The sequence below is a fragment of the Nocardioides sp. Arc9.136 genome (assembly GCF_030506255.1).
In the GTDB taxonomy this organism is placed as follows: Bacteria; Actinomycetota; Actinomycetes; order Propionibacteriales; family Nocardioidaceae; genus Nocardioides.
Map to the genome: position 1 here is coordinate 4,058,206 of NZ_CP113431.1, position 21,422 is coordinate 4,079,627.

At 75.0% G+C, this 21,422-nt stretch carries 18 protein-coding genes and 1 pseudogene; 9 read left to right on the forward strand and 10 right to left on the reverse strand.

Translation table 11 applies throughout. The features are described from left to right. Positions 1-84: 84 nt before the first annotated feature. The 3 genes from hutI to OSR43_RS19640 are packed head-to-tail and all read right to left on the reverse strand — an operon-like array spanning position 85 to position 3,769. Positions 85-1,263, reverse strand: a complete 1,179-nt coding sequence (gene hutI, locus OSR43_RS19630) for an imidazolonepropionase (protein ID WP_302268478.1) — start codon at positions 1,261-1,263, stop codon at positions 85-87. Continuing rightward, a complete protein-coding gene (locus OSR43_RS19635; protein WP_302268479.1) occupies positions 1,260-2,540 on the reverse strand; it encodes a formimidoylglutamate deiminase in 1,281 nt (426 codons plus the stop codon). Before OSR43_RS19635 ends, hutI begins: the two co-directional genes overlap by 4 nt. Then, positions 2,537-3,769 (reverse strand): allantoate amidohydrolase, encoded by a 1,233-nt coding sequence (locus tag OSR43_RS19640; protein ID WP_302268480.1) that lies wholly within the window; start codon positions 3,767-3,769, stop codon positions 2,537-2,539. Before OSR43_RS19640 ends, OSR43_RS19635 begins: the two co-directional genes overlap by 4 nt. Positions 3,770-3,791: 22 nt before the next feature. On the opposite strand from OSR43_RS19640, the gene OSR43_RS19645 reads away from it, so the two are divergent. From OSR43_RS19645 to OSR43_RS19675, 7 genes are all read left to right on the forward strand, one after another. Beyond that, positions 3,792-4,400, forward strand: coding sequence for a nitroreductase family protein (locus OSR43_RS19645; RefSeq protein WP_302268481.1), 609 nt, complete (start codon positions 3,792-3,794; stop codon positions 4,398-4,400). A 105-nt stretch (positions 4,401-4,505) separates the two neighbouring features. After that, on the forward strand, positions 4,506-5,870 hold the full coding sequence (locus OSR43_RS19650) for a M20/M25/M40 family metallo-hydrolase (protein ID WP_302268482.1): 1,365 nt from the start codon (positions 4,506-4,508) through the stop codon (positions 5,868-5,870). Further along, entirely contained in the window at positions 5,867-7,339 is a 1,473-nt protein-coding gene (locus tag OSR43_RS19655; RefSeq protein ID WP_302268484.1) for an MFS transporter, read from the forward strand. The genes OSR43_RS19650 and OSR43_RS19655 overlap by 4 nt, the downstream gene beginning before the upstream one ends. 64 nt (positions 7,340-7,403) lie before the next feature. After that, the gene (locus tag OSR43_RS19660; protein WP_302268486.1) at positions 7,404-7,973 is read left to right on the forward strand and encodes a DUF1992 domain-containing protein; all 570 of its coding nucleotides are present in this window, start codon (positions 7,404-7,406) and stop codon (positions 7,971-7,973) included. Positions 7,974-8,156: 183 nt separating this feature from the next. Further along, on the forward strand, positions 8,157-9,392 hold the full coding sequence (locus OSR43_RS19665) for an MFS transporter (RefSeq protein ID WP_302268487.1): 1,236 nt from the start codon (positions 8,157-8,159) through the stop codon (positions 9,390-9,392). Positions 9,393-9,450: 58 nt separating this feature from the next. Continuing rightward, positions 9,451-10,563, forward strand: a complete 1,113-nt coding sequence (locus OSR43_RS19670; protein WP_302268488.1) for a CoA ester lyase — start codon at positions 9,451-9,453, stop codon at positions 10,561-10,563. 1 nt (position 10,564) lies between these two features. After that, positions 10,565-11,449, forward strand: coding sequence for a CoA ester lyase (locus OSR43_RS19675; protein WP_302268489.1), 885 nt, complete (start codon positions 10,565-10,567; stop codon positions 11,447-11,449). 103 nt (positions 11,450-11,552) lie between these two features. On the opposite strand, the gene OSR43_RS19680 is transcribed toward OSR43_RS19675, so the two are convergent. From OSR43_RS19680 to OSR43_RS21330, 5 genes and pseudogenes are all read right to left on the reverse strand, one after another. Then, positions 11,553-11,807 (reverse strand): peptide methionine sulfoxide reductase, encoded by a 255-nt coding sequence (locus OSR43_RS19680; RefSeq protein WP_302268490.1) that lies wholly within the window; start codon positions 11,805-11,807, stop codon positions 11,553-11,555. Then, positions 11,804-12,826, reverse strand: coding sequence for a M48 family metallopeptidase (locus OSR43_RS19685; protein ID WP_302268492.1), 1,023 nt, complete (start codon positions 12,824-12,826; stop codon positions 11,804-11,806). The genes OSR43_RS19680 and OSR43_RS19685 overlap by 4 nt, the downstream gene beginning before the upstream one ends. Positions 12,827-12,830: 4 nt before the next feature. Then, positions 12,831-14,696: a 4-alpha-glucanotransferase gene (gene malQ, locus OSR43_RS19690; RefSeq protein ID WP_302268493.1), complete on the reverse strand. Its 1,866-nt coding sequence runs from the start codon at positions 14,694-14,696 to the stop codon at positions 12,831-12,833. A gap of 30 nt (positions 14,697-14,726) precedes the next feature. Continuing rightward, on the reverse strand, positions 14,727-15,317 hold the full coding sequence (locus OSR43_RS19695; protein ID WP_302268494.1) for an acyl-CoA dehydrogenase family protein: 591 nt from the start codon (positions 15,315-15,317) through the stop codon (positions 14,727-14,729). A 277-nt stretch (positions 15,318-15,594) separates the two neighbouring features. Beyond that, positions 15,595-15,885, reverse strand: a pseudogene (locus OSR43_RS21330) (acyl-CoA dehydrogenase family protein); the annotation flags it as partial. A 71-nt stretch (positions 15,886-15,956) separates the two neighbouring features. On the opposite strand from OSR43_RS21330, the gene OSR43_RS19700 reads away from it, so the two are divergent. After that, positions 15,957-16,637, forward strand: coding sequence for a helix-turn-helix domain-containing protein (locus OSR43_RS19700; RefSeq protein WP_302268496.1), 681 nt, complete (start codon positions 15,957-15,959; stop codon positions 16,635-16,637). Here OSR43_RS19700 and hutU read toward each other — a convergent pair. Beyond that, a complete protein-coding gene (hutU, locus tag OSR43_RS19705; RefSeq protein ID WP_302268498.1) occupies positions 16,618-18,297 on the reverse strand; it encodes a urocanate hydratase in 1,680 nt (559 codons plus the stop codon). The genes OSR43_RS19700 and hutU overlap by 20 nt on opposite strands. After that, positions 18,294-19,859 carry a histidine ammonia-lyase gene (gene hutH, locus OSR43_RS19710; RefSeq protein WP_302268499.1) on the reverse strand — a complete coding sequence of 522 codons (1,566 nt, stop codon included), beginning with the start codon at positions 19,857-19,859 and terminating at the stop codon, positions 18,294-18,296. The genes hutU and hutH overlap by 4 nt, the downstream gene beginning before the upstream one ends. Before the next feature lie 287 nt (positions 19,860-20,146). Between hutH and OSR43_RS19715 the strand changes: the two genes are divergently transcribed. Further along, complete coding sequence (locus OSR43_RS19715; RefSeq protein ID WP_302268500.1) at positions 20,147-21,400, forward strand: choice-of-anchor P family protein; 1,254 nt, start codon at positions 20,147-20,149, stop codon at positions 21,398-21,400. Positions 21,401-21,422 lie beyond the last annotated feature (22 nt).

Here is a 21,422-nt window from a genome sequence, read left to right on the forward strand (position 1 = left end):
CTGCGCCGCTGAGGTAGGCGCCCACATCGGGCGTGCGACGTACCCCGCGCCGGCCCGACCACCTCAGGCCCCGCCGCGACCACCTCAGACGGCGCCGAGCACCGGCCTGCCGCGCTGCCAGACGCCCGCGACGAGGGGGACGCCGGGGCGGTAGGCGAGGTGCACGTGGGAGGGCGCGTCGAGCACCACGAGGTCGGCCCGGCGGCCGGGGACGAGCACGCCGACGTCGTCCCGGTCCAGCGCGCGGGCGCCCCCGGCGGTCGCCGCGCGGACGGCCTCGGCCGGCGTCATCCCCATCTCCCGGACGGCCAGCGCGACGCAGAACGGCATCGAGCTGGTGAACGACGACCCCGGGTTGCAGTCGCTCGCGAGGGCGACCGTGACGCCGGCGTCGAGGAGCCGGCGCGCGTCAGGGTAGGGCTGCCGGGTCGAGAACTCCACGCCCGGCAGCAGCGTCGCCACCGTGCCGCTGTCGCGCAGCGCGGCGACGTCGGCGTCGTCGAGGTGGGTGCAGTGGTCCACGGCCACGAGGCCGAGCTCGGCGGCCAGCCGGACCCCCGGCCCCGGCCCGAGCTGGTTGGCGTGCAGCCGCCCGCGCAGCCCCGCCGCCGCGCCGGCCCGCAGCACGGCGCGGGCCTGGTCGGCGTCGAAGGCGCCCCGCTCGCAGAACACGTCGATCCACCGGGCGTGCTCGACCGCGGCGGCGAGCATCGGGCCGGTCACCAGCGCGACGTACTCCTCGGGCGTGGTGCCGTCGGGGACGACGTGCGCCCCGAGGTACGTCGTCTCCTCGGTCAGCAGCCGGGCGACCGCCAGGCTGCGGGCCTCGTCGCGGACGGTCAGCCCGTAGCCGCTCTTGACCTCGACGGTCGTGGTCCCCTGCCGGAGCATCTCGTCGACCAGGCGCCGGGCGCCGGAGAGCAGCTGCTCGTCGGTGGCGGCGCGGGTGGCGGCGACGGTGGTCCGGATCCCGCCGGCGGCGTACGGCGTGCCGGCCATCCGGGCCGCGAACTCACCGGCCCGGTCCCCGCCGAAGACCAGGTGGCTGTGGCTGTCGACGAAACCGGGGACCACCGCCCGCCCGCCCACGTCGACCTGCGCGTCGGCCGCCGGCGCCGCCGCGGCCGGGCCTACCCAGGCCACCCGGCTGCCCTCGACCACCACGGCGGCCCGCTCGAGCGTGCCGAGCAGCCCGCCGGCCTCCTGGCGCGCGGGGTCGTTGGTGACCAGCTCGCCGATGCCGGTGATGACCGTGCTCGTCACGCGAGCACCTCCTCGACCGCGGCGGCGAGCTCCCGGCCGATGGCCGGCCGGTCCTCGCGGCGGGCCACCCAGCGCCCGTCGACCATCGTGGCGACGACGTCCTCGGCGCCCGCGGCGAAGACGGCCGTGTGCTCGTCGGCGCCGGTGCCGGCGGTCCGGACGGTGCCGGTGTCGAGGACGACGAGGTCGGCCCGGTGACCGACGGAGAGGGCGCCGGCGTCGTCGACCCCGAGGCTGTCGTGCCGGGTGGCGGCGGCGAGCAGGTCGGCGGCCGGCCAGTGCCCGCGGGTGCGGCTCGCGAGCCGCTCGTCGAGCTCGAGGGCGCGCATCTCCTCGAACAGGTCGACCACCGCGTGGCTGTCCGAGCCCAGGCTCAGCCGCGCGCCGGCCTCGTGCAGGCGGCGCCCGGGGCCGATGCCGTCGCCGAGGTCGCGCTCGGTGGTGGGGCAGAAGCACGCGGTGGTGCCCGTGTCGCCGAGCAGCGCGACGTCCTCGTCGGTCAGGTGGGTGGCGTGGACGACCGTCGTGCCGGGGCCGAGCAGGCCCTCGTCGTGGAGCAGCCGCGTCGGGGTCACGCCGTACGCCGCGCGGCAGTCGTCGTTCTCCGCCGGCTGCTCGGAGAGGTGGACGTGGAGCGGCGCCAGCCCGCGGAAGGCGGCCAGCTCCGTGCGGGGCACGGCCCGCACCGAGTGCACCGCCGCCCCGACGCGCACCCCGCTCAGCGCCGCCACCCGCTGCGCCCACGCGGCCGCCGACCCGTCGGAGCAGCGCACCTGGGCGCCGGTCACCGGCGCCCCGAATCCCGAGCTGAGGTAGCAGGTGTCCAGCAGCACCAGCCGGATGCCGGTCTCCTCGGCCGCGGCGGCCAGCGCGTGGCCCATCGCGTTCGGGTCGTCGTACGGCGTCCCGTCGGGGCGGTGGTGCAGGTAGTGGAACTCGCCCACGGTCGTCACCCCGCCGGCGAGCATCTCCCGGAACACCGCCCGCGCGAGCCGGTGGTAGGTCTCCGGCGTGAGCCGCGCGGCCACGTCGTACATCTGCTCGCGCCAGGTCCAGAAGGTGCCGCTCCCCCGCTGCGTGCGCCCGCGCAGCGCCCGGTGGAAGGCGTGGCTGTGGCAGTTCGCCAGGCCGGGCAGCGCCAGGCCGGGGACCCGCTCCGCGTCGGCCCCCGGGGCGTCGGGCGCGACGGTCGCGAACCGCCCGTCGACCACCTCGACCAGCACGTCGTCGCGGACGGTCCCGTCGACCCAGGCCCGCTCGAGGAGGTACGCCGTCACCGGACCGCCCCCGTTCCCCGACCGGTCGCCGGACCCGTCACGAGCGGGGCCAGCACGTCGGCCAGCGCCTCGACGCCGGCCAGGCAGTCGGCCGTCTCGGCGTGCTCGGCCGGCGAGTGGGAGACGCCGGTCGGGTTGCGCACGAAGAGCATCGCGCTGCGCACGCCGGCCGCGGCGAGCACGCCGGCGTCGTGGCCGGCCTGCGTCGCCAGCACCGGCCACCGCCGCGCCCCGGCGACCGGCGCGACCACCGAGGGCTCGAAGGTCACCGCGCCGGACACCGACTCCGGGGTCACCGTCACCGTGGTGCCGTCCCGCTCCGCCCGCGACGCCGCGTGCTCGGAGACGCCCGCGACCAGCGCGGCCAGCGCCTCCTCCGAGGCGCACCGGGCGTCGAGCCAGGCGGTCACCCGGGAGGGGATCGCGTTGGTGCCGTTCGGCGCGACCTCGACCCGGCCGAAGGTGGCGCGGGCGTCCGGCGCGGCCAGCCGCGCCTGCTCGTGGGCGGCGAGGGCGGTCGCGGCGTAGGTGAGCATCGGGTCCGCGCGGTCCTCCATCCGGGTCGTGCCGGCGTGGTCGGCGGTGCCGGTGACGTCCAGGCGCCACCGGCCGTGGGGCCAGATGCCGCTCGCGACGCCGACCGCTGCCCCGAGGTCGACGAGGGCACGGCCCTGCTCGACGTGGAGCTCGACGAACGTGCCGACGCCGGCCAGCAGGCGCGAGGGCCCGTCCTCGGCGGCCCCGGGCACCAGGTCGCCCAGCCGGACCCCGTCGCGGTCGACCAGCCCCTCGACGTCGGCCCAGGCGACCGCGCCCGTGGCCAGGCGCGAGCCCAGGCAGGCCAGGCCGAAGCGCGAGCCCTCCTCCTCGACGAGGACGCCGACGCCCAGCGGCCGCTGCGGGACGACCCCGCGCTCGCGGAGCAGGTCGACCGCCGCCAGCGCCGAGACCACACCGAGCGGGCCGTCGTACGCACCGCCGTCGAGCACCGAGTCCAGGTGGGAACCGGTCACCACCCGCTCGCCGGGCAGGTCCGGGCCCCACCACGCGACGGTGTTGCCGACCCCGTCGGTCTCCACCACCAGGCCGCGCGCTGCGGCCTGCTCGACGAACCAGGCCCGCAGCTCGGCCTCGGCGGTCGTCCAGGGCTGGCGGAGGTACCCGCCCGAGGCCGCCGACCGGCCCACCGGCCGCAGGTCGGCCCACATCCGCTCGAGGTCATCGACCACGCCGCACCTCATACTTCCCGCCATGGAGTTCCAGGACGTCGTCCGCCGCCGCCGCATGATCCGCAGGTACGACGAGCGGCCGGTCGACCCGGCCGTGGTGACCCGCCTGGTCGACAACGCCACCCGGGCGCCGAGCGCCGGGTTCAGCCAGGGCTGGGGGTTCCTGGTGCTCGACACGCCCGCGGACGTCCGCCGCTACTGGGAGGCGACCGCCGGCCCGGAAGCGGTCGCCGCGCCCGACACCTGGCTGGCCGGGATGATGACCGCGCCGGTCCTGGTCGTGCCGTGCAGCAGCAAGGCCGCCTACCTGGGCCGCTACGCCGAGCCGGACAAGGGCTGGACCGACCAGGAGGAGTCGCGCTGGCCGGTGCCGTTCTGGCACATGGACACCGCCATGGCGAGCCTGCTCATCCTGCAGACCGCGGTCGACGAGGGCCTCGGCGCCTGCTTCTTCGGCGTGCCGCCGGACGCCTGCCCGGCCCTGAAGGAGGCCTTCGGCATCCCGCCGCAGTTCGACCCGGTCGGCGCGATCACCGTCGGCCACCGGGTGCCGGACGCCGGCGCGCCGGGCTCGCCCGCGCGGCGACCGCGCAAGCCGGTCGACGAGGTGGTCCACCGCGGGCGCTGGTGAGTCGGGCACCCGCCCATCCCACCGGCCCCGGCCGCGACGGACAAGCGCCGGCCGGGTCCTCCGATCTCGCATCCGAGACTCACGCGGAGGAGTAGCGTCCGGCCGGTGACAGCGAGGGAGACTGCGGGCGACGACGCGGGCGGGGACGTGGACCAGCACGCACGCGCCGTGGCGAAGCTGCAGGCACTGGTCCGGATCCCGACGGTGAGCCACCGGGACTGGTCCCAGGTCGACACCGACGCCTTCGACCGGCTGCTGGCCGAGCTCGAGCGGCAGTTCCCGCTCCTGCACCAGCGCCTCGAGCTGACCCGCATCCCGACCCACGCGCTGCTGTTCCGCTGGCCCGGCGCGAGCAGCGAGCGGCCCGTCGTGCTGATGGCGCACCTCGACGTCGTCCCGGTCGAGGGCACCTGGCAGCACCCGCCGTTCTCCGGCGACGTCGTCGACGGCAGCATCTGGGGGCGCGGCACCCTCGACGACAAGGGCTGCGTCGCCGCGATCTGCGAGGCGGTCGAGACGCTGCTCGAGGACGGCTTCGTCCCCGCCCAGGACGTCTGGCTCTCCTTCGGCTGCAACGAGGAGGTCTCCGGCGAGGCCGCCACCCTCGCCGTCGAGGAGCTGGTGCGCCGCGGCGTGCGACCCTGGTTCGTGCTCGACGAGGGCGGTGCGGTCGCGAGCGAGGCCTTCCCCGGCGTGGCGGCGCCGATCGGCGTCGTCGGGGTCACCGAGAAGGGCGTCACCTCCCTGGAGCTGCGCGTCGAAGGCCGCGGCGGCCACGCCTCCACCCCCGCCCGGATGGGACCCACCGCCCGGATCGCGCGCGCGATCACGCGCATCGACCGGTCCCCGATGCCGGCCAGCACGCCGGAGCCGACCATCGAGCTGTTCCGCCGGATGGCGCCGCACGCACCGCTGCCGCTGCGCGCGCTGATGGCCAACGCCGGCCGCCTCGGCCCGGTGCTGACCCGGGCGCTCGTCGCGGCGGGCCCCGAGCCGGCGGCGATGACCCGCACGACGTTCGCGGTGACCACGCTCTCGGGCAGCCCGGCGCTCAACGTCGTCGCCGCGACCGCGAAGGCCGGCGTCAACATCCGGATCATGGTCGGCGACTCCGTCGCCGGCGTGCTCGAGCACGTCCGCAAGGTCGTGGCCGACGACGAGGTCCACATCGACGTCGTGGAGCAGAACGAGCCGAGCCCGGTCTCCCCGCGCGACGAGGCGTTCGCGCTCATCGAGACCACGATCGGCGAGCTGTTCCCCGACGCCGTCCCCGCGCCGTACGTGATGATGGCGGCCACCGACTCCCGCTTCTTCACCCGCATCTGCGACCGGGTCTACCGCTTCGCGCCGTTCCGGATGACCAAGGCCCAGCGCGAGTCCATCCACTCCTACGACGAGCACCTCGGCGTCGACGCGTTCCTGGACGGCGTGCGGTGGTACCGCCGCCTGGTCGAGAGGCTGCCCCGATGACCAGCGCCCCGACCCGGCTCACCTCCGACCCGAGGGTGCGCGGCCTGGCCGCGATCGTCGGCTTCCTCGTCTGCGTCGAGCTGGCCAGCGGGATCCTGCAGGGCTACTACACCCCGATCTTCACCGACATCGCCGACCACCTCGGGATCCAGGACGCCGACGTCAACTGGTTCGAGGCGGCCCAGCTGATCGTCTCCGCGCTCGTCGTGCCGCCGCTCGCCCGGCTCGGCGACCTGGTGGGCCACAAGAAGGTCCTGCTCGTCTCCACCGCCGTCACCGCCCTCGGCTCCTGGGTCCTCGCCCTGGCCCCGGGCTTCACGACGTTCCTCGTCGGGTGGGCGCTGCAGGGCGCGTACGTCGTGTGGCTGCCGCTCGAGGTGGCGATCATCCACCGGCGCACCGCCGGCACCGGCCGCCAGGCGCTCCTGACCCGCCGCGCCGCCGCCGTGCTCGTCGGCGCGCTCGAGCTGGCGGTCATCATCGGCGCGCTGACCTCCGGCGCGCTCGTCGAGGCGACCTCGATGACCGTCCTCCTCGCCCTGCCGGCGGTCGCGGTGACCCTGTGCCTGGTCGTGGTCTGGTTCGGGGTGGAGGACGTGCCGGGCGAGTCGCCCGACGGGTTCGCCTGGGGCCGCTTCGACTGGGGCGGGCTGGGCCTGGTCACCGCGGCGCTCGGCCTGGTGATGGCCGGCCTGGTCGTCGTCCGCCTCGACGGCCCCACCAGCGTCCTGGCGTGGCTGCTGGTGCTGGCGGGCCTGGCGACGTTCGTCCCCTTCGTGCGGCACGAGGACGCCCGCCCCGACCCGATCATCGACGTCCGCCTGCTCCGCACGCCCGGGCAGTGGCCGGTGCAGCTGACCGCCTTCCTCTTCGGGATGTCGGTGCTCGGCGCGCAGATCCCGCTCTCGACGTTCGCCCGCACCGACCCGGCGGCCGCCGGCTATGGCCTCGGCGCCAGCGCGTCGTTCGTCTCCACCCTGATCGGGGTCTACGTCGTCTTCATGGCGGTCGGCGCGTTCACGCTCCCGCTGACCTCGCGCCTGCTCGGCGCGCGCAACGCGCTCGTCTGCTCCGCGCTGCTGGTCGGCGTCGGCTACGGGCTCTGGCTGCCGCTGCACGACACCACCGCCCAGGCCCTGGTCAACATGGCGGTGGTCGGCCTCGGCTCGGGCGCGCTCGTGGCCGCGCTGCCGGCGGCCGCCGCGGCCGCGGCCCCGCCCGGGCGGACCGGCTTCGCGACCGGCATGACCAACGCGACCAAGACCGTCGGCGGGGCGCTCGCCTCCTCGGTCTTCGCGATCGCGCTGGCCTCCACCGGCTCCCTCGACGGGCCCGACGAGGGGCAGGCACCGCTGAGCGGCTACCTCGCCGTCTGGTCGATCTGCGCGGTCGCCGCCGTGCTGGCCGCCCTGGTGTTGCTCCGGATGCCCGCCGCCGCGACCGAGCGGCCGGTCACCAGCACGTCCTAGCAGCCGGCCAGGGGCCGGGCCGGAGGCCCTGGTGCGGCGCGCGCGGCGTCGTACGATCGGAGGGGTGAGCGAGCCCACCGAGCGCCCCGAGGACGCCCGACCCACCGAGCGCTCCCGCGTCGAGGACGAGGCGGAGCGCCGCAAGCGCAGCGGCCACTCCGCCGCCCACGCCCGGATCGCCAACCAGGCCTCCTGGGTCGACCAGCAGATCCGGGTCGCGATGGCCAAGGGCGACTTCGACGACCTGCCCGGCAAGGGCAAGCCGATCAAGGACCTCGGCACCGAGCACGACCCGGACTGGTGGATCAAGCGCCTCGTCGAGCGCGAGCAGATCGCCGTCCTGCCGCCCAGCCTGGCGCTGCGCAAGGAGGACGCCGAGCTCGACGACCGGCTCGACGCCATCGCGTTCGAGGGCGACGTCCGTCGCGAGGTCGAGGACTTCAACGAGCGGGTCGTCCGCGCCCGGTACTCCCTCCACCCCGGCCCGCCGCTGATCACCATGCCGCGCGACGTCGAGCCCACCGTCGAGGCGTGGCGCGAGCGCCGGGCCGCCCGCCTCGCCGCCCAGCGCGCCGCCCTCGCCGCCTCCCGCCCCGAGCCGAAGCGGCGGTGGTGGCAGCGGCGGCGGGGCTGATCGGGGGACGTTTCATCGGCTGGCCGATGAAACTCCCGGTGGGCCGCTGAAACTTCGTCGGCCCAGCGACAGGTTCAGCGGCTGGCCGCTGGATCTTCCGCCCAGCCAGCCGACCCGAGCCCCGCGACCGACCCCGCCGGAAACCCCGCGCGACGCCGGCGGCCGGGCGCATATCCTCCCCCGGTGCCCGCCGGAACCGCCGCCCTGCGCCACCGCGACTTCCGGCTGCTGGTGACCGGGTCCGCGACGAGCGGGCTGGGGAACGCCGTCACGCCGGTGGCGCTGGCGTTCGCCGTGCTGGACCTCGGCGGCTCGGCCACCGACCTCGGGCTGGTCGTGGCCGCCTTCGCGCTGGCGGAGGTGGTGACCGCGCTGCTGGGCGGCGTCCTCGGCGACCGGGTCTCGCGCCGGCTGCTGATGGAGGGGTCCGCGGCCGCGTGCGCCCTCACCCAGGTGGTGCTGGCCCTCGCGCTGCTGCAGGGCTGGGCGACCATCCCGCTCATCGGCGCCGCCGGGGTGCTCAACGGCTGCCTGGCCGCGCTGAGCCAGCCCTCCTCGCAGGCGATGACCCGCCTCACCGTGCCGGCCGAGGACCTCGCCTCGGCGGTCGCGCTCCGGCCGCTGGTGCAGACCTCGGCCGCGATGGTCGGCTACACCCTCGGCGGCGTCCTCGTCGCCGCCGTCGGCGCGGGCTGGGCGATCGGGCTCGACGCGCTGACCTTCGCCCTCGCCGCGCTCTGCTACGGCCGGCTGCGGGTCGAGGGCGGTCGCGGGGGCAGCACGACGTCGATGCTCGCCGACCTGGGCGACGGCTGGCGCGAGGTGGTCCGGCACTCCTGGCTCTGGCTGCTGATCGGCCAGGCGCTGCTCTACCACCTCTTCTACGGCGGCGCGCAGAGCGTGCTCGGCCCGATCGTGGTCGGCGACGACTTCGGCCGTACGGCGTGGGGCGTCGCGCTCGGCACCCTCATGGCCGGCTTCGTGGCCGGCGGCCTGGTCTGCCTGTGGTGGCGCCCCCGCCGCACGATGCTGGTCGGGGTGCCCCTGCTGAGCCTCACCGCCGCGTTCCCGCTGGCGATGGCGCTCTCGGACCGGCTGGAGGTCGTGCTGCTCGGCGCGTTCCTGCACGGGTTCGGCCTGCAGGTCTTCGACGTCTTCTGGAACCTCGCCATCCAGGAGAACGTGCCGACCGACAAGCTGGCCCGGGTCTACTCCTTCGACCTGGTCGGGTCGTTCGTGGCGCGCCCGGTCGGGCTCGCGCTGACCGGACCGGTCGCCGCGGTCGTCGGGCTCGACGCGTGGCTCGTCGTGGTCGCGGTGGTCATCGCGGCGACCTCGCTCGGCTCGCTGCTCTCGCGCGACGTACGCACCCTGGAGCGGGGAGCGCCGGTTCCGGGACCGGTGCCGGTCGCGGGCTGACGCACACTGTCAGATCCGTCATACCCGCGGGTAACCGCACGCTGCTAACTTCCGCCCCATGACCGCCGCGAGCCGCAGCCCCAAGGACTTCTTCCGGCCCCTCGCCGTCGGTGCGCCGACGCCGCTGCGGGAGATCCCGGCCCGCCCCAGCCGGGCGATCCACTTCTTCGACCCCAGCAACCCGAAGATGGCCGCCAAGGTCCCCGACATGGTCGGCAAGGTCGACGTGCTGCTCGGGAACCTCGAGGACGCGATCAAGGCCGACAACAAGGAGGCAGCCCGCGAGGGCCTCGTGCGGATCGCGCAGGAGACGGCCGATCTCGGTGGGCGGAGCGGGCCGACCCAGCTCTGGACGCGGATCAACGCCCTGGACAGCCCGTGGGCGCTCGACGACCTCACCAGGCTCGTGCCGGCGATCGGCGACAAGCTCGACGTGATCATGGTCCCGAAGGTGCAGGGCGCCGAGGACATCCACTACGTCGACCGGCTGCTCGCCCAGCTGGAGGCCAAGGCCGGCCTGGACGAGCCGATCCTGGTCCACGCGATCCTCGAGACCGCGCGCGGCGTGGCGAACGTCGAGGAGATCTGCGGCGCCAGCCCGCGGATGCAGGGCCTCTCGCTCGGTCCGGCCGACCTGGCCGCGGACCGCCGGATGAAGACCACCCGCGTCGGCGGCGGCCACCCCGGCTACCTGGTCCGCGAGGACCCGCCGCGCCTCGACGGCGTGGCCAACCTCGAGGCCGGCCGGGCGACGTACCAGCAGGACCTCTGGCACTACACGATCGCCCGGATGGTCGACGCCTGCGCGATGCACGGCATCTACCCCTACTACGGGCCGTTCGGCGACATCTCCGACACGACTGCGTGCGAGGACCAGTTCCGCAACGCCTTCCTGCTCGGCTGCGTCGGCACCTGGAGCCTGCACCCCAAGCAGATCGCGATCGCCAACAAGGTCTTCAGCCCCAGCGTCGAGGACGTCGCGCACGCTCGCCGCGTCGTCGCCGCCATGGGTGACGGCACCGGCGCGGTGATGCTCGACGGGAAGATGGAGGACGACGCCTCCCTCAAGCAGTGCCTGGTGATGGTCGAGCTCGCCGAGCAGCTGGCGGCCGTCGACCCGGAGCTGAAGAAGCAGTACGACGCGATCGACACCGACCCGAGCGAGGCCTGAGATGAGCGAGTCCACCTTCACGCCCCTGCGCAGCGTCCTCTACATGCCCAGCTCCAACGAGCGGGCGCTGGAGAAGGCCAAGTCGATCGCCTGCGACGCGCTCATCCTCGACCTCGAGGACGCCGTCGCGCCCGACGCCAAGGACGCCGCCCGCGAGTCGGCCTGCGCCGCGGCCGCGAGCGGCGAGTACGGCCGCCGTACCGTCACCATCCGCGCCAACGGCATCGGCACCCAGTGGCACGACGCCGACCTCGCCGCGATCGCCCAGGCCGGCCCCGACGCGGTCGTCGTGCCCAAGGTCGGCAGCGCCGAGGAGGTCCACCAGCTCGTCGCCGCGCTGGAGAAGGCCGGCGCGCCCGACCACACCAAGCTCTGGGCGATGATCGAGACCCCCGTCGCCGTCCTCGACGCGCTCGCCATCGCCCGCGCCAGCGAGCGGCTCACGGCGTTCGTGATCGGCACCAACGACCTCGTCAAGGAGCTGTACGCCGAGCACGTCCCCGGCCGCGCCCCGATCCTGCCGTCGCTGCACACGGCCCTGCTCGCGGCCCGCGCCGCCGGCATCGCGGTCCTCGACGGCGTCTACAACGACGTGAAGGACACCGACGGGTTCCTCGCCGAGTGCCGCCAGGGCCGCGAGATGGGCTTCGACGGCAAGACCCTCATCCACCCCGGCCAGGTCGAGGGCGCCAACACCGCCTTCGCCCCTTCCGAGCAGGCCGTCGAGGACGCCCGCGGCCTCGTCCAGGCCTGGGAGGACGCCCGGTCGGCCGCGGGGGGCGGGGCGGGTGTCGTCACATACAACGGCCGGATGGTCGAGAACCTCCACGTCGACTCCGCCCGCCGCACCCTCGCCATCCACGAGGCGGTCCTGGCGCTGGGCTGAGGCGGTGTTCAACATCCCAAGTTCACTTGGGATGTTGATGCTTCCCGGCCGTTGCAACAGCAGGGAAGCGTGAAGATCCCAAGTTAACTTGGGATGTTGCGCGTCACACCCACCCCTCCAGGAACTCCAGCACCACGTCGGCCGGCATCTCGCACGGCTTGAGGAGCGGGCCGGCGGAGGTGGCGTACAGGTTGGCGCTGACGACGTGGGTGCCGCCGAGCTCCTCGGCGTAGACGCTCTGCTGGCGCCCGCCGACGCGGGTGGTGCGGGTGACGCCGTACCGGCGCCCGGCGTAGGTCACCTCCGACCAGCCCTCGGGCAGCCGGTCGAAGAGCGCGGGGAGGTCGCGAGCGGTCACGCGCCCCGGCGGCGGAAGGTCTCGTCGAGCCAGCCCTTGGCGCTGCCGAGGAAGCCGGCGAGGTCGTGGGCGAGGCGGCCGACGGCGTCCTGGCTCTGCGCGAAGTTCTCTGAGTAGCTGCGCGCGGCCTCGCGGGCGGCCTCGGACACGGTGGCGTCGTCGTCGGCGGAGCGGCTGGGCCGGTCGCCGGCGAGGATGCGGGTGTACTCCCCCGAGTCCACCCAGCGCCGCAGCTCGGCGGCCCGGACGACCGCGAAGGGGTGCGTCTGGTTCTCGATGAGCAGCAGCTTGAGGACCGAGTCGCGCAGGTCGCCGGCCTCGAGGTACTCCCGGCCCTGGGCGAGGAACGCCGTGGTGTCGAGGTCCTCGAGCCGCCCGCCGCTGGCCAGCTTCATGTGCACGCGGAACGCCGTGGCCGGGTCCTGGGTGGCGAGCAGCCCGGCCCGGTCGGCGGAGAGCTCGGACTTGCGCGACCACTCGTGCAGCGCGGCCACGATCGCCCGCACGCCCAGCCCGCCGATCGGGATGAACGCCGTCACGCCGGAGAGCCGGATCAGCCGCTGCAGCAGCGTCTGGTAGACCGCGTGGCCGCTGATCGCGTGGCCGAGCTCGTGGCCGACGACGAAGCGCAGCTCCTCGTCGTCGAGCAGGTCGACCAGGCCCGAGGTCAGCACGATGAACGGCTCGTTGATGCCGAGCGTCTGCGCCCCCGGGACCGGGTTCGCCGCGACGTACAGCTCGGGGAGGTGGGGGAGGTCGGGGGCGTCGAGGGTCTCGGCGACCTCACCGAGCAGCCGGTGCAGCGTGGGGAACTGGTGCTCGTCGGCCCGCACCGCCGAGCAGAGGAAGACCAGCCGGACGGCCCGCTCGTTGAACAGACCGGACACCGCCTTCAGCACCGCGTCGAATCCCTTGAGCTTGCGCAGCGCCACCAGCGCGCCGCGGTCGGCGGGGTGCTCCCAGGCGCGGGAGGAGATGTCGCGGAGGATGGTGCGCTGGCGCGCCGGCTGCGTCGTCACCGCCTCACCCTCCCACGGACCTCCCGCGCGCGGAGGCGTCTGCGGCAGACGGCCCGCGCAGCGCTGCCAGCAGCCGCGCGGCGCCGGGGTGGTCCGGCAGCTCCTCGAGGGGTACGCCGAGGGGGAGCCGCCAGTTGTCGCGCTCGGTGGTCCCGGGGACGTTCGGGCGGCGCTCCTCGGCGACCGCGTCCTCGAGCGCCACCGAGAGCAGCAGCGAGGGGGCCGTGCCGAGCTGCCGGTAGGCCTCGGTGACGGCGTCCTCGACCGGCGCGTCCGGCGCCAGGCCGTCCCGGCGCAGCCGCTCGAGGAGCTCCCCGCGCCCGGAGCGGACGTCCGCCTCGGCCATGTCGGTCGACGCCAGCTGGTCCTCGGCGTCCGACCCGGTCCACAGCCCCGCCACGGTCGGGAGGTCGTGGGTCGTCACGGCGGCGAGCGCGGCCACGGGCCAGTCGTCGGGCGTCTCGTCCTCGAACCACAGCACCCGGTAGGAGAGGATCCCCCGCTCGGCCAGCGCCTCGCGCACCCCCGGCTCGACGGTCCCGAGGTCCTCGCCGACGACGACCGCACCGGCCCGGTGGGACTCCAGCGCGACGATGTCGAGCAGGTCGTCGGCGGGGTAGCGCACGTAGGCGCCCTCCTGCGGGCCCGAGCCGCCGGGGATCCACCACAGGCGGAAGAGCCCCATGACGTGGTCGATGCGAAGGCCGCCCGCGCCGGCGATGGTGCCGCGGATCGACTCCACGAACGGCTCGTAGTCGGCCTCGCGGAGCCGCCACGGGACGAGCGGCGGGGAGCCCCAGTCCTGCCCGATGGAGTTCAGCTTGTCCGGCGGCGCACCCACGGTGACGTCGGCGGCGAGCACGTCGTCCCAGGCCCAGGCGTCCGCGCCGCTGCCGGACACGCCGATCGGGAGGTCCTGCAGCACGGTCGTCGAGCCGGTGGCGGCCCGCAGCTGCCGGTCGAGCTGCCACTGCAGCCACACGTGGAAGGAGATGTCGTCGGCGTGGTCGGCCACGAACGCCGGCACCCCGCCGGCGTCCTGCCGGCGGACGGCCTCGGGCCACGCGAGCCGGTCGGGGCCGTGCTCCTCGGCCAGCGCGCACCAGGTCGCCCAGCCCTCGACGGCCTGCCCGGCGGCCTCGCGCCAGGCGGCGAGGTCGGCGCTCAGCCCGGGGTCCGCGGCGGCCCGGTCGAAGGCGGACCGCAGCACCGACCGCTTGAGCGTCCATGCCCCGTCCCGCTCGACCAGGTCGGCGCCGCGCAGGGTCGCCAGCTCGGCGTCGTGCCGCTCGAGGTCGGCGTCCTCGACGCCCGGCACGTCCTCGACGGCGAGGTAGACCGGGTTGCGGAACCGGCGGGTCGCGGGCAGGTAGGGGCTGGTCTCCTGCGGCACCGTGGGCGCCACGGCGTGCAACGGGTTGACCAGCAGGAACCCGCCGCCGAGCTGCTCGGTCCACTCGCGCAGCGTGCGCAGGTCGCGCAGGTCGCCGATCCCCCAGCTGCGGCGCGACCGCGCGGCGTACAGCTGCACGGTCCAGCCCCACGCCTGCTCCTGCGGCACGTGGCAGCGGCCCGGGGAGACGATCAGGCGGCGCCCGTCGGCGAGCCGGTGGTAGCCGAGCGGGAAGTCGTCGGGCACCACGTCGTCGAGCTCGCGGGTCGAGCCGTCCTCGCACGACACCGTCGAGCTCAGCCCCGTCGACCGGCCCGGCCGGGTCACCACCGGCGCGCGGTCCTCCAGGTCGGCCGGCGGCTCGCCGATCACCTCGCGGAGCCGGGCGACGGTCTCGTCGCCGGACCGCTGCGGCTGGTCGTCGGCGTCCACCCAGTCCTGCTGGATGCCCCACTGGTCGACGTCTGGTGCGCTCACGGGCGACACGGTGCCCCGCCGGGCCCGGGCTCACCCCTCGGCGAGCGTCCGCCGGCCGACGAGGTCGAGGGTGGCCTCCGGGGTCAGCGGGTGGAACGGGCCGCCCCGGGCGTCGCGGTAGGCCCGCTCGAGCGGCGACCGCTTGAAGAACGCCGCCCCGCCCGCCACCTCCATCGCCTGGTCGACGACCGCGCGGGCGGCGAGCACCGCCTCGCGCTTGGCGGTCATCAGCGTCGTGAGCGTCTCCGCGTCGGCGGCCAGGTCGTCGCCGGTCTCCGCCACCGCGCCGAGCAGCGCCCAGCGCGCCACCCGCAGCCGCGCCCGCATCTCGCCCACCGCGCGGACCGCCCCCGCGGCCGGGTCGGGCCGGGTGCGGAGCAGCCGGGCCGCCTCGTCGCAGGCGCCCCGGCCGACGCCGAGGTACGCCGCGCCCGCGAGCGGCGCGAAGTGGATCGCGGCCACGAGCAGCGGACCCGCGAGCACGCCGTACGGCCGGGTCCCGAGCACCCCGGCGGCCGGCAGGAACACGCCGTCGAGCACGAGGTCGTGGCTGGCGGTCCCGCGCATGCCGAGGGTGTCCCAGGTCTCCACGATCGACACCCCCTCCGCCGAGAGGGGCACGCCCGCGTGGACCACCTCCGCCCCCCGGGCCGGGCGCGCCGACCACCGCGCTGGTGGAGACGACGCCGGCGACCGGCGCCTGGCTGCAGAAGGTCTTGCGACCGTCGAGCCGGTAGCCGCCCTCGACCGGCGTGGCCACCGTCGTGGGGCTCACCCAGTCCGAGCCCCCGCTGGTGGCCATGACGAGCCCGTCGGCCACCGCGCGGAGCACCGCCTCGGCACCGGGCGCACCGCGCCGGCGGCGCCACCGCTGCACGAGGGTGAGGTAGAGGTGCATGGTCGAGGACAGCGCGGTGGCTCCCGACCAGCGGCCGAGCTCCTCCTGGGCCAGCACGAGCTGGCGGAGGGTCGCACCGCCGCCGCCGAGGTCGGCCGGCACGGCCAGGCGCAGGTAGCCGTTGGCGTGCGCGGCGTCGTACGCCTCGGTCACGAAGGTCGCGTCGCGGTCGTGGCGGGCGTCGTGCTCGGCGGCGACGGCGCCGACCTCGGCGGCCAGGGCGACCACCTGCTCGTCGGTCACGGTCGGGGTGCTGGTCGCGTCGGGGGGTGTGCTGAGTGTCTGGGTCATCCCTCGACGGTGCGCCGATCGGGTGGTCGCCGCTAGTTCACAAACTGAACCCCCGGGTCCACCATGGAGGGATGTCCCGGTACGGGCAGTACTGCCCGATCACCCGGTCGCTGGAGATCCTCGGCGACCGCTGGACCCTGCTCATCGTCCGGGACCTCCTGCTCGGCGCGAACCGGTTCAACGAGCTGGCACGCGGCCTGCCGACGATGTCCCGGGCGATCCTCTCCAAGCGGCTCGACCTGCTGGAGCGGCACGGGCTGCTCGTCCACGACGGCGAGGAGTACCGCCCCACCCCGGCCTGCCAGGAGCTGCACCCGATCATCTTCGGCCTCGCCGAGTGGGGCGCCCGGTGGGCGTTCGGCGAGCCGCGCTCCGACGAGCTGGACCCGACGGTGCTGATGTGGTGGATCCGCGGCGGGATCGACGCCGCGCCGTTCGGCGGGCGGCGGGTCGTGCTGCACGTGCGCCTCTCCGACGGGCGGCGGCGCCGGTTCTGGTTCGTGATCTCGCCCCACGACGTGTCGCTGTGCTTCACCGATCCCGGGCACGAGGTCGACGTCTGGGTGGACTCCTCGCTCTCGACGCTCTACCAGGTCTGGGAGGGCCGGATCGAGCTGCGCTCCGCCGTGCGGGACGGCCTCGTGGGCCTCAGCGGACGCCGCGAGGTGCTCCTGGTCCTGCCCGACGCCCTGCTGTTCTCCCCCGTCGCGCCGCTCGTGCGGCGTACGGCGCTCAGGCCTGCCGCGACCTGAACGGCACCGGCACCCGTACGCCGCGCTCGCGCGCCACCTGGTCGGCCCGCTCGTAGCCCGCGTCCACGTGCCGCACCACGCCCATCGCCGGGTCGTTGGTCAGCACCCGCTCGATCTTCTCCGCCGCCAGCGCCGTGCCGTCCGCCACGCACACCTGGCCCGCGTGGATCGAGCGGCCGATGCCGACCCCGCCGCCGTGGTGGATGGAGACCCAGGTGGCGCCCGAGGCGGTGTTGACCAGGGCGTTGAGCAGCGCCCAGTCGGCGATGGCGTCGGAGCCGTCGAGCATCCCCTCGGTCTCGCGGTACGGCGAGGCGACCGACCCGCAGTCGAGGTGGTCGCGCCCGATGACGACCGGCGCCGAGAGCTCCCCGCTGGCCACCATCTCGTTGAAGCGCAGCCCCGCGCGGTGCCGCTCGCCGTACCCCAGCCAGCAGATCCGCGCCGGCAGCCCCTGGTGCTCGACCCGCTCCTGGGCCAGCGTGATCCAGCGGCGCAGCTTCTCGTCCTCGGGGAAGAGCTCGAGCACCGCCCGGTCGGTCGCGGCGATGTCGGCCGGGTCGCCCGAGAGCGCGGCCCAGCGGAAGGGTCCCTTGCCCTCGCAGAAGAGCGGCCGGATGTAGGCCGGCACGAAGCCCGGGAAGTCGAACGCCCGGTCGTAGCCGCCCTTGCGCGCCTCGTCGCGGATGGAGTTCCCGTAGTCGAAGACCTCCGCGCCGCGGTCCTGCAGCTCGACCATCGCCCGCACGTGCGCCGCCATCGACGCGCGCGCCCGCTCGGTGAAGCCGGCCGGGTCGGCGGTCCGCTCCCGCTCCCAGTCCTCGAAGGCGGTGCCGACCGGCAGGTAGGCCAGCGGGTCGTGCGCCGAGGTCTGGTCGGTGACCACGTCGACCGGCGCCCCCATCTCCACCAGCCGCGGCAGCACCTCGGCGGCGTTGCCGAGCACGCCGATCGAGAGCGCCCGGCGCTCGTCGCGCGCGGCGACGGCCAGCTCGAGGGCGTGCTCGAGGGAGTCGGCCCGGGCGTCGAGGTAGCGGTGGTCGATCCGCCGCTGGATCCGCGCGGGGTCGCACTCCACGCAGATCACGACGCCGTCGTTCATGGTGACCGCGAGCGGCTGCGCGCCGCCCATCCCGCCGAGGCCGGCCGTCACGGTGATCGTGCCGGCCAGCGAGCCGCCGCGGCCGGTGACCGCCCCGGTGGCGAGCTTCTCGCCCACCGCCGCGAAGGTCTCGAACGTGCCCTGGAGGATCCCCTGGGTGCCGATGTAGATCCACGAGCCGGCCGTCATCTGGCCGTACATCGTCAGCCCGAGGTCCTCCAGCCGCCGGAACTCCTCCCAGGTCGCCCAGTCGCCGACGAGGTTGGAGTTGGCGATGAGCACCCGCGGGGCCCAGGTGTGGGTGCGCATGACCCCGACCGGCTTGCCCGACTGCACCAGCAGGGTCTCGTCGTCGGCCAGGTCGCGCAGGGCCGTGCAGATGGCGTCGTACGCCGCCCACGACCGCGCCGCCCGGCCGGTGCCGCCGTAGACCACGAGGTCCTCGGGCCGCTCGGCCACGTCGGGGTCGAGGTTGTTCATCAGCATCCGCAGCGGCGCCTCGGTCTGCCAGGACCGTGCGCTCAGCGCCGTGCCTCGCGGCGCGTTGATCTCCCTCATGCCAGCTCTCCGACCACTGTCTCGACGGCCTCGACGACGGCTCCCGAGGCGACCAGGCCGACGGCGGTCTCGATCTCGGGGGCGAGGTGGCGGTCCGGCCCGGGGCCCTCGACCCCGGCGTCGCGCAGCAGGCGCACGACGGCGCCGGTGGCCGGCGACGGGGTCAGCGGGGCACGCAGGTCCAGGGCCCGGGCGGCGGTGAGGACCTCGATGGCCACGACGCGGGTCAGCCCGTCGACGGCCCGGCGCAGCTTCCGCGCGGCCGACCAGCCCATCGAGACGTGGTCCTCCTGCATCGCCGAGCTCGGGATGGAGTCGACCGAGGCCGGGACGGCGAGCCGCTTGAGCTCGGAGACGATCGCGGCCTGGGTGTACTGCGCGATCATGTGGCCGCTGTCGACCCCCGCGTCGTGGGCGAGGAACGGGGGCAGCCCGTGGTTGCGGGCCTTGTCGAGGAACCGGTCGGTGCGCCGCTCGCTGATCGAGGCGACGTCGGCGGCGACGATCGCGAGGAAGTCGAGCACGTAGCCCACCGGTGCGCCGTGGAAGTTGCCGTTCGACTCCACCCGACCCGGCCCGCCGTCGGTGACGACGACCGGGTTGTCGATGGCCGAGGCCAGCTCGCGCCCGGCGACGAGGGCGGCGTGCTCGACGGTGTCCCGCGCCGCGCCGTGGACCTGCGGCGAGCAGCGCAGGGAGTAGGCGTCCTGCACCCGGTTGCAGTCCGGGCCACGGTGGGAGGCGACGATCGCGGACCCGGCGAGCAGGCCCACCAGGTTCGCCGCCGAGGCGGCCTGGCCCGGGTGCGGCCGCAGGGCCTGCAGGTCCGCGGCGAAGACCCGGTCGGTGCCGAGCTGTCCCTCGACCGACATGGCCGCGGCGACGTCGGCGGTGCGCAGCAGCATCCGCAGGTCCTCGACGGCCAGCACGAGCATGCCGAGCATGCCGTCGGTGCCGTTGATCAGCGCGAGGCCCTCCTTGGCCGCCAGCTCGACCGGCTCCAGGCCGGCGTCGGCGAGCGCGTCCGCAGCCGGGCGCAGCTCCCCCGCCGCGTCCCGCACCGTCCCCTCGCCCATGAGGGCGAGCGCGCAGTGGGACAGCGGGGCGAGGTCGCCGGAGCACCCGAGCGAGCCGTGCTCGTGGACCACCGGGGTGATGCCGTGGCTGAGCAGGTCGGCCAGCAGCCGCGCGGTCCCCGGCCGGACGCCGGTGCGGCCGGTGGCGAGGGTGGAGAGCCGCAGCAGCATCAGCGCCCGGGTCACCTCCCGCTCGACCTCCGGGCCCGACCCGGCGGCGTGGGAGCGCACCAGCGAGCGCTGCAGCTGCGCCCGCTGCTCGGTCGGGATGTGCCGGGTCGCCAGCGCACCGAACCCCGTCGACACGCCGTACGTCGCCACCGGCCCCGCCGCGAGCTCCTCGACCACCCGGCGGGCGCGGTCGAGCGCCGCGAGCGCCTCCTCGGCGAGCTCGACCCGCGCGCCTCCGCGGGCGACCCGCACCACGTCGCGGGGGCTCACCGGCCCGACACCGACGACCACCGCACCGCTCACCTGTCTGGACATGCCGCCATCGTCGGACGCCGCGCGGGGCGTCACCAGGGGCCCGGCCGCCCACGCGTCTCGGATCCGAGACCTCAGGCGGGCGGGATCGTCCGGCGTGACCATTCCGGCGTCGCCGCGTTGGTACACCGATCCTCCGCACGCACCAGGCCCGCACCCAGGGCCCCGGCGCCTGCCAGGACAGCACGGTCCCCCGAGGTTTCGCCCACGGCTCCTCAGGGGACTCCACCCAGGCCAGCAGCACATCGTGGGGCGCACGGGGGGTGCGTCCCACCAACCCAGGAGCTCACATGCGTCGGTACCTCCCCCTCGGGGCGACCACCGCCCTCGCGGTCGCCTCGGCGATCCTCGTCGTCCCCAGCACGTCCCAGGCAGCCCCCGTCGATCGCGCACCCGCCGCGAAGGTGCGGACCGAGTTCGCCATGAAGGCGGCGGGCTACGGCACCCGCGTCCAGGGCGGCTCGATCCCCGCCACGTCCGGCACCACGGCGTACCAGGTGATCGGCTGCACCAACAAGGCCGGCATCGCCCGGCGCAACGACGTCGCCGGGGTCACCCTGCCGGGGCTCGGGCAGGTCGACGGCGTGCGCACGCGCGTCAACACCTTCACGAACAAGTCGAGGAGCCGCACGACCGTCGTCTCCCAGCACGACGTCGCCCGGATCAGCCTCGGCGGCGCCCTGACGCTCCGCGGCGTCACCTCCAAGGCGACCGTCTGGCACGACGGGTCCGGCTTCCACAAGTCGGTCGAGACGACGATCGGAAGCATCCGGGCCGGTGGCGACACCTTCCCGATCCCGACCCCCAACACGCCGATCCGGATCCCGGGCCTCGCCACGATCTCCCTCGGCGACCACCACGGCTACGCGAACGCGTCCGGCGCCTACGCCGCGGGCAACGCGATCAAGGTCGTCCTCGAGCCGACCGACACCGTCGTCCGGATCGCGCACTCCGCCGCCCGGATCAACCGCGGCGTCAAGGTCGGTCGCTTCCGCGGCCAGGCGCACGGCACCCAGGTCGACGCCCTGGACCAGAACATCAAGTCCGGCCCGCTCCCGCTGTCCTACATGCCGTGCCAGGGCACCGAGGGCAAGGTCAAGGAGAAGTCCGTCGCCGGGCTCGACCTGGCCGACCAGATCGTCGTCGGCGCGGTCCGCAACCGCCAGATGGGCCGCCAGACCAACGAGCTGGCGACCGGCTTCGAGGAGTCGACCATCGCCGGCATCAAGCTCGGCCCGCTCACGATCAACGCGATCAAGGCCCGTGCCAACGTGACCCGCTTCCGTGACGGGCGGGTCAAGCGCAACGCCTCGGGCACCACGATCGGCGAGATCGTCCTCAACGGCGAGGCGCAGGCGATCCCGGACCCGGGCCAGGCGCTCGAGATCCCGGGCCTGGTGCGCCTCGAGGCCAACGTCGTCGACAAGACCCGGCTCGGCATCAGGGTGACGGCCGTGCGGCTGACGCTGCTCGACGGCACCGGCGCCACGGTCAACCTGGGCAACGCCCGGCTCGAGATCAAGCCGTCGGGTGTGAAGAAGTAGCGGCCCGCTCGACCAGCTCCAC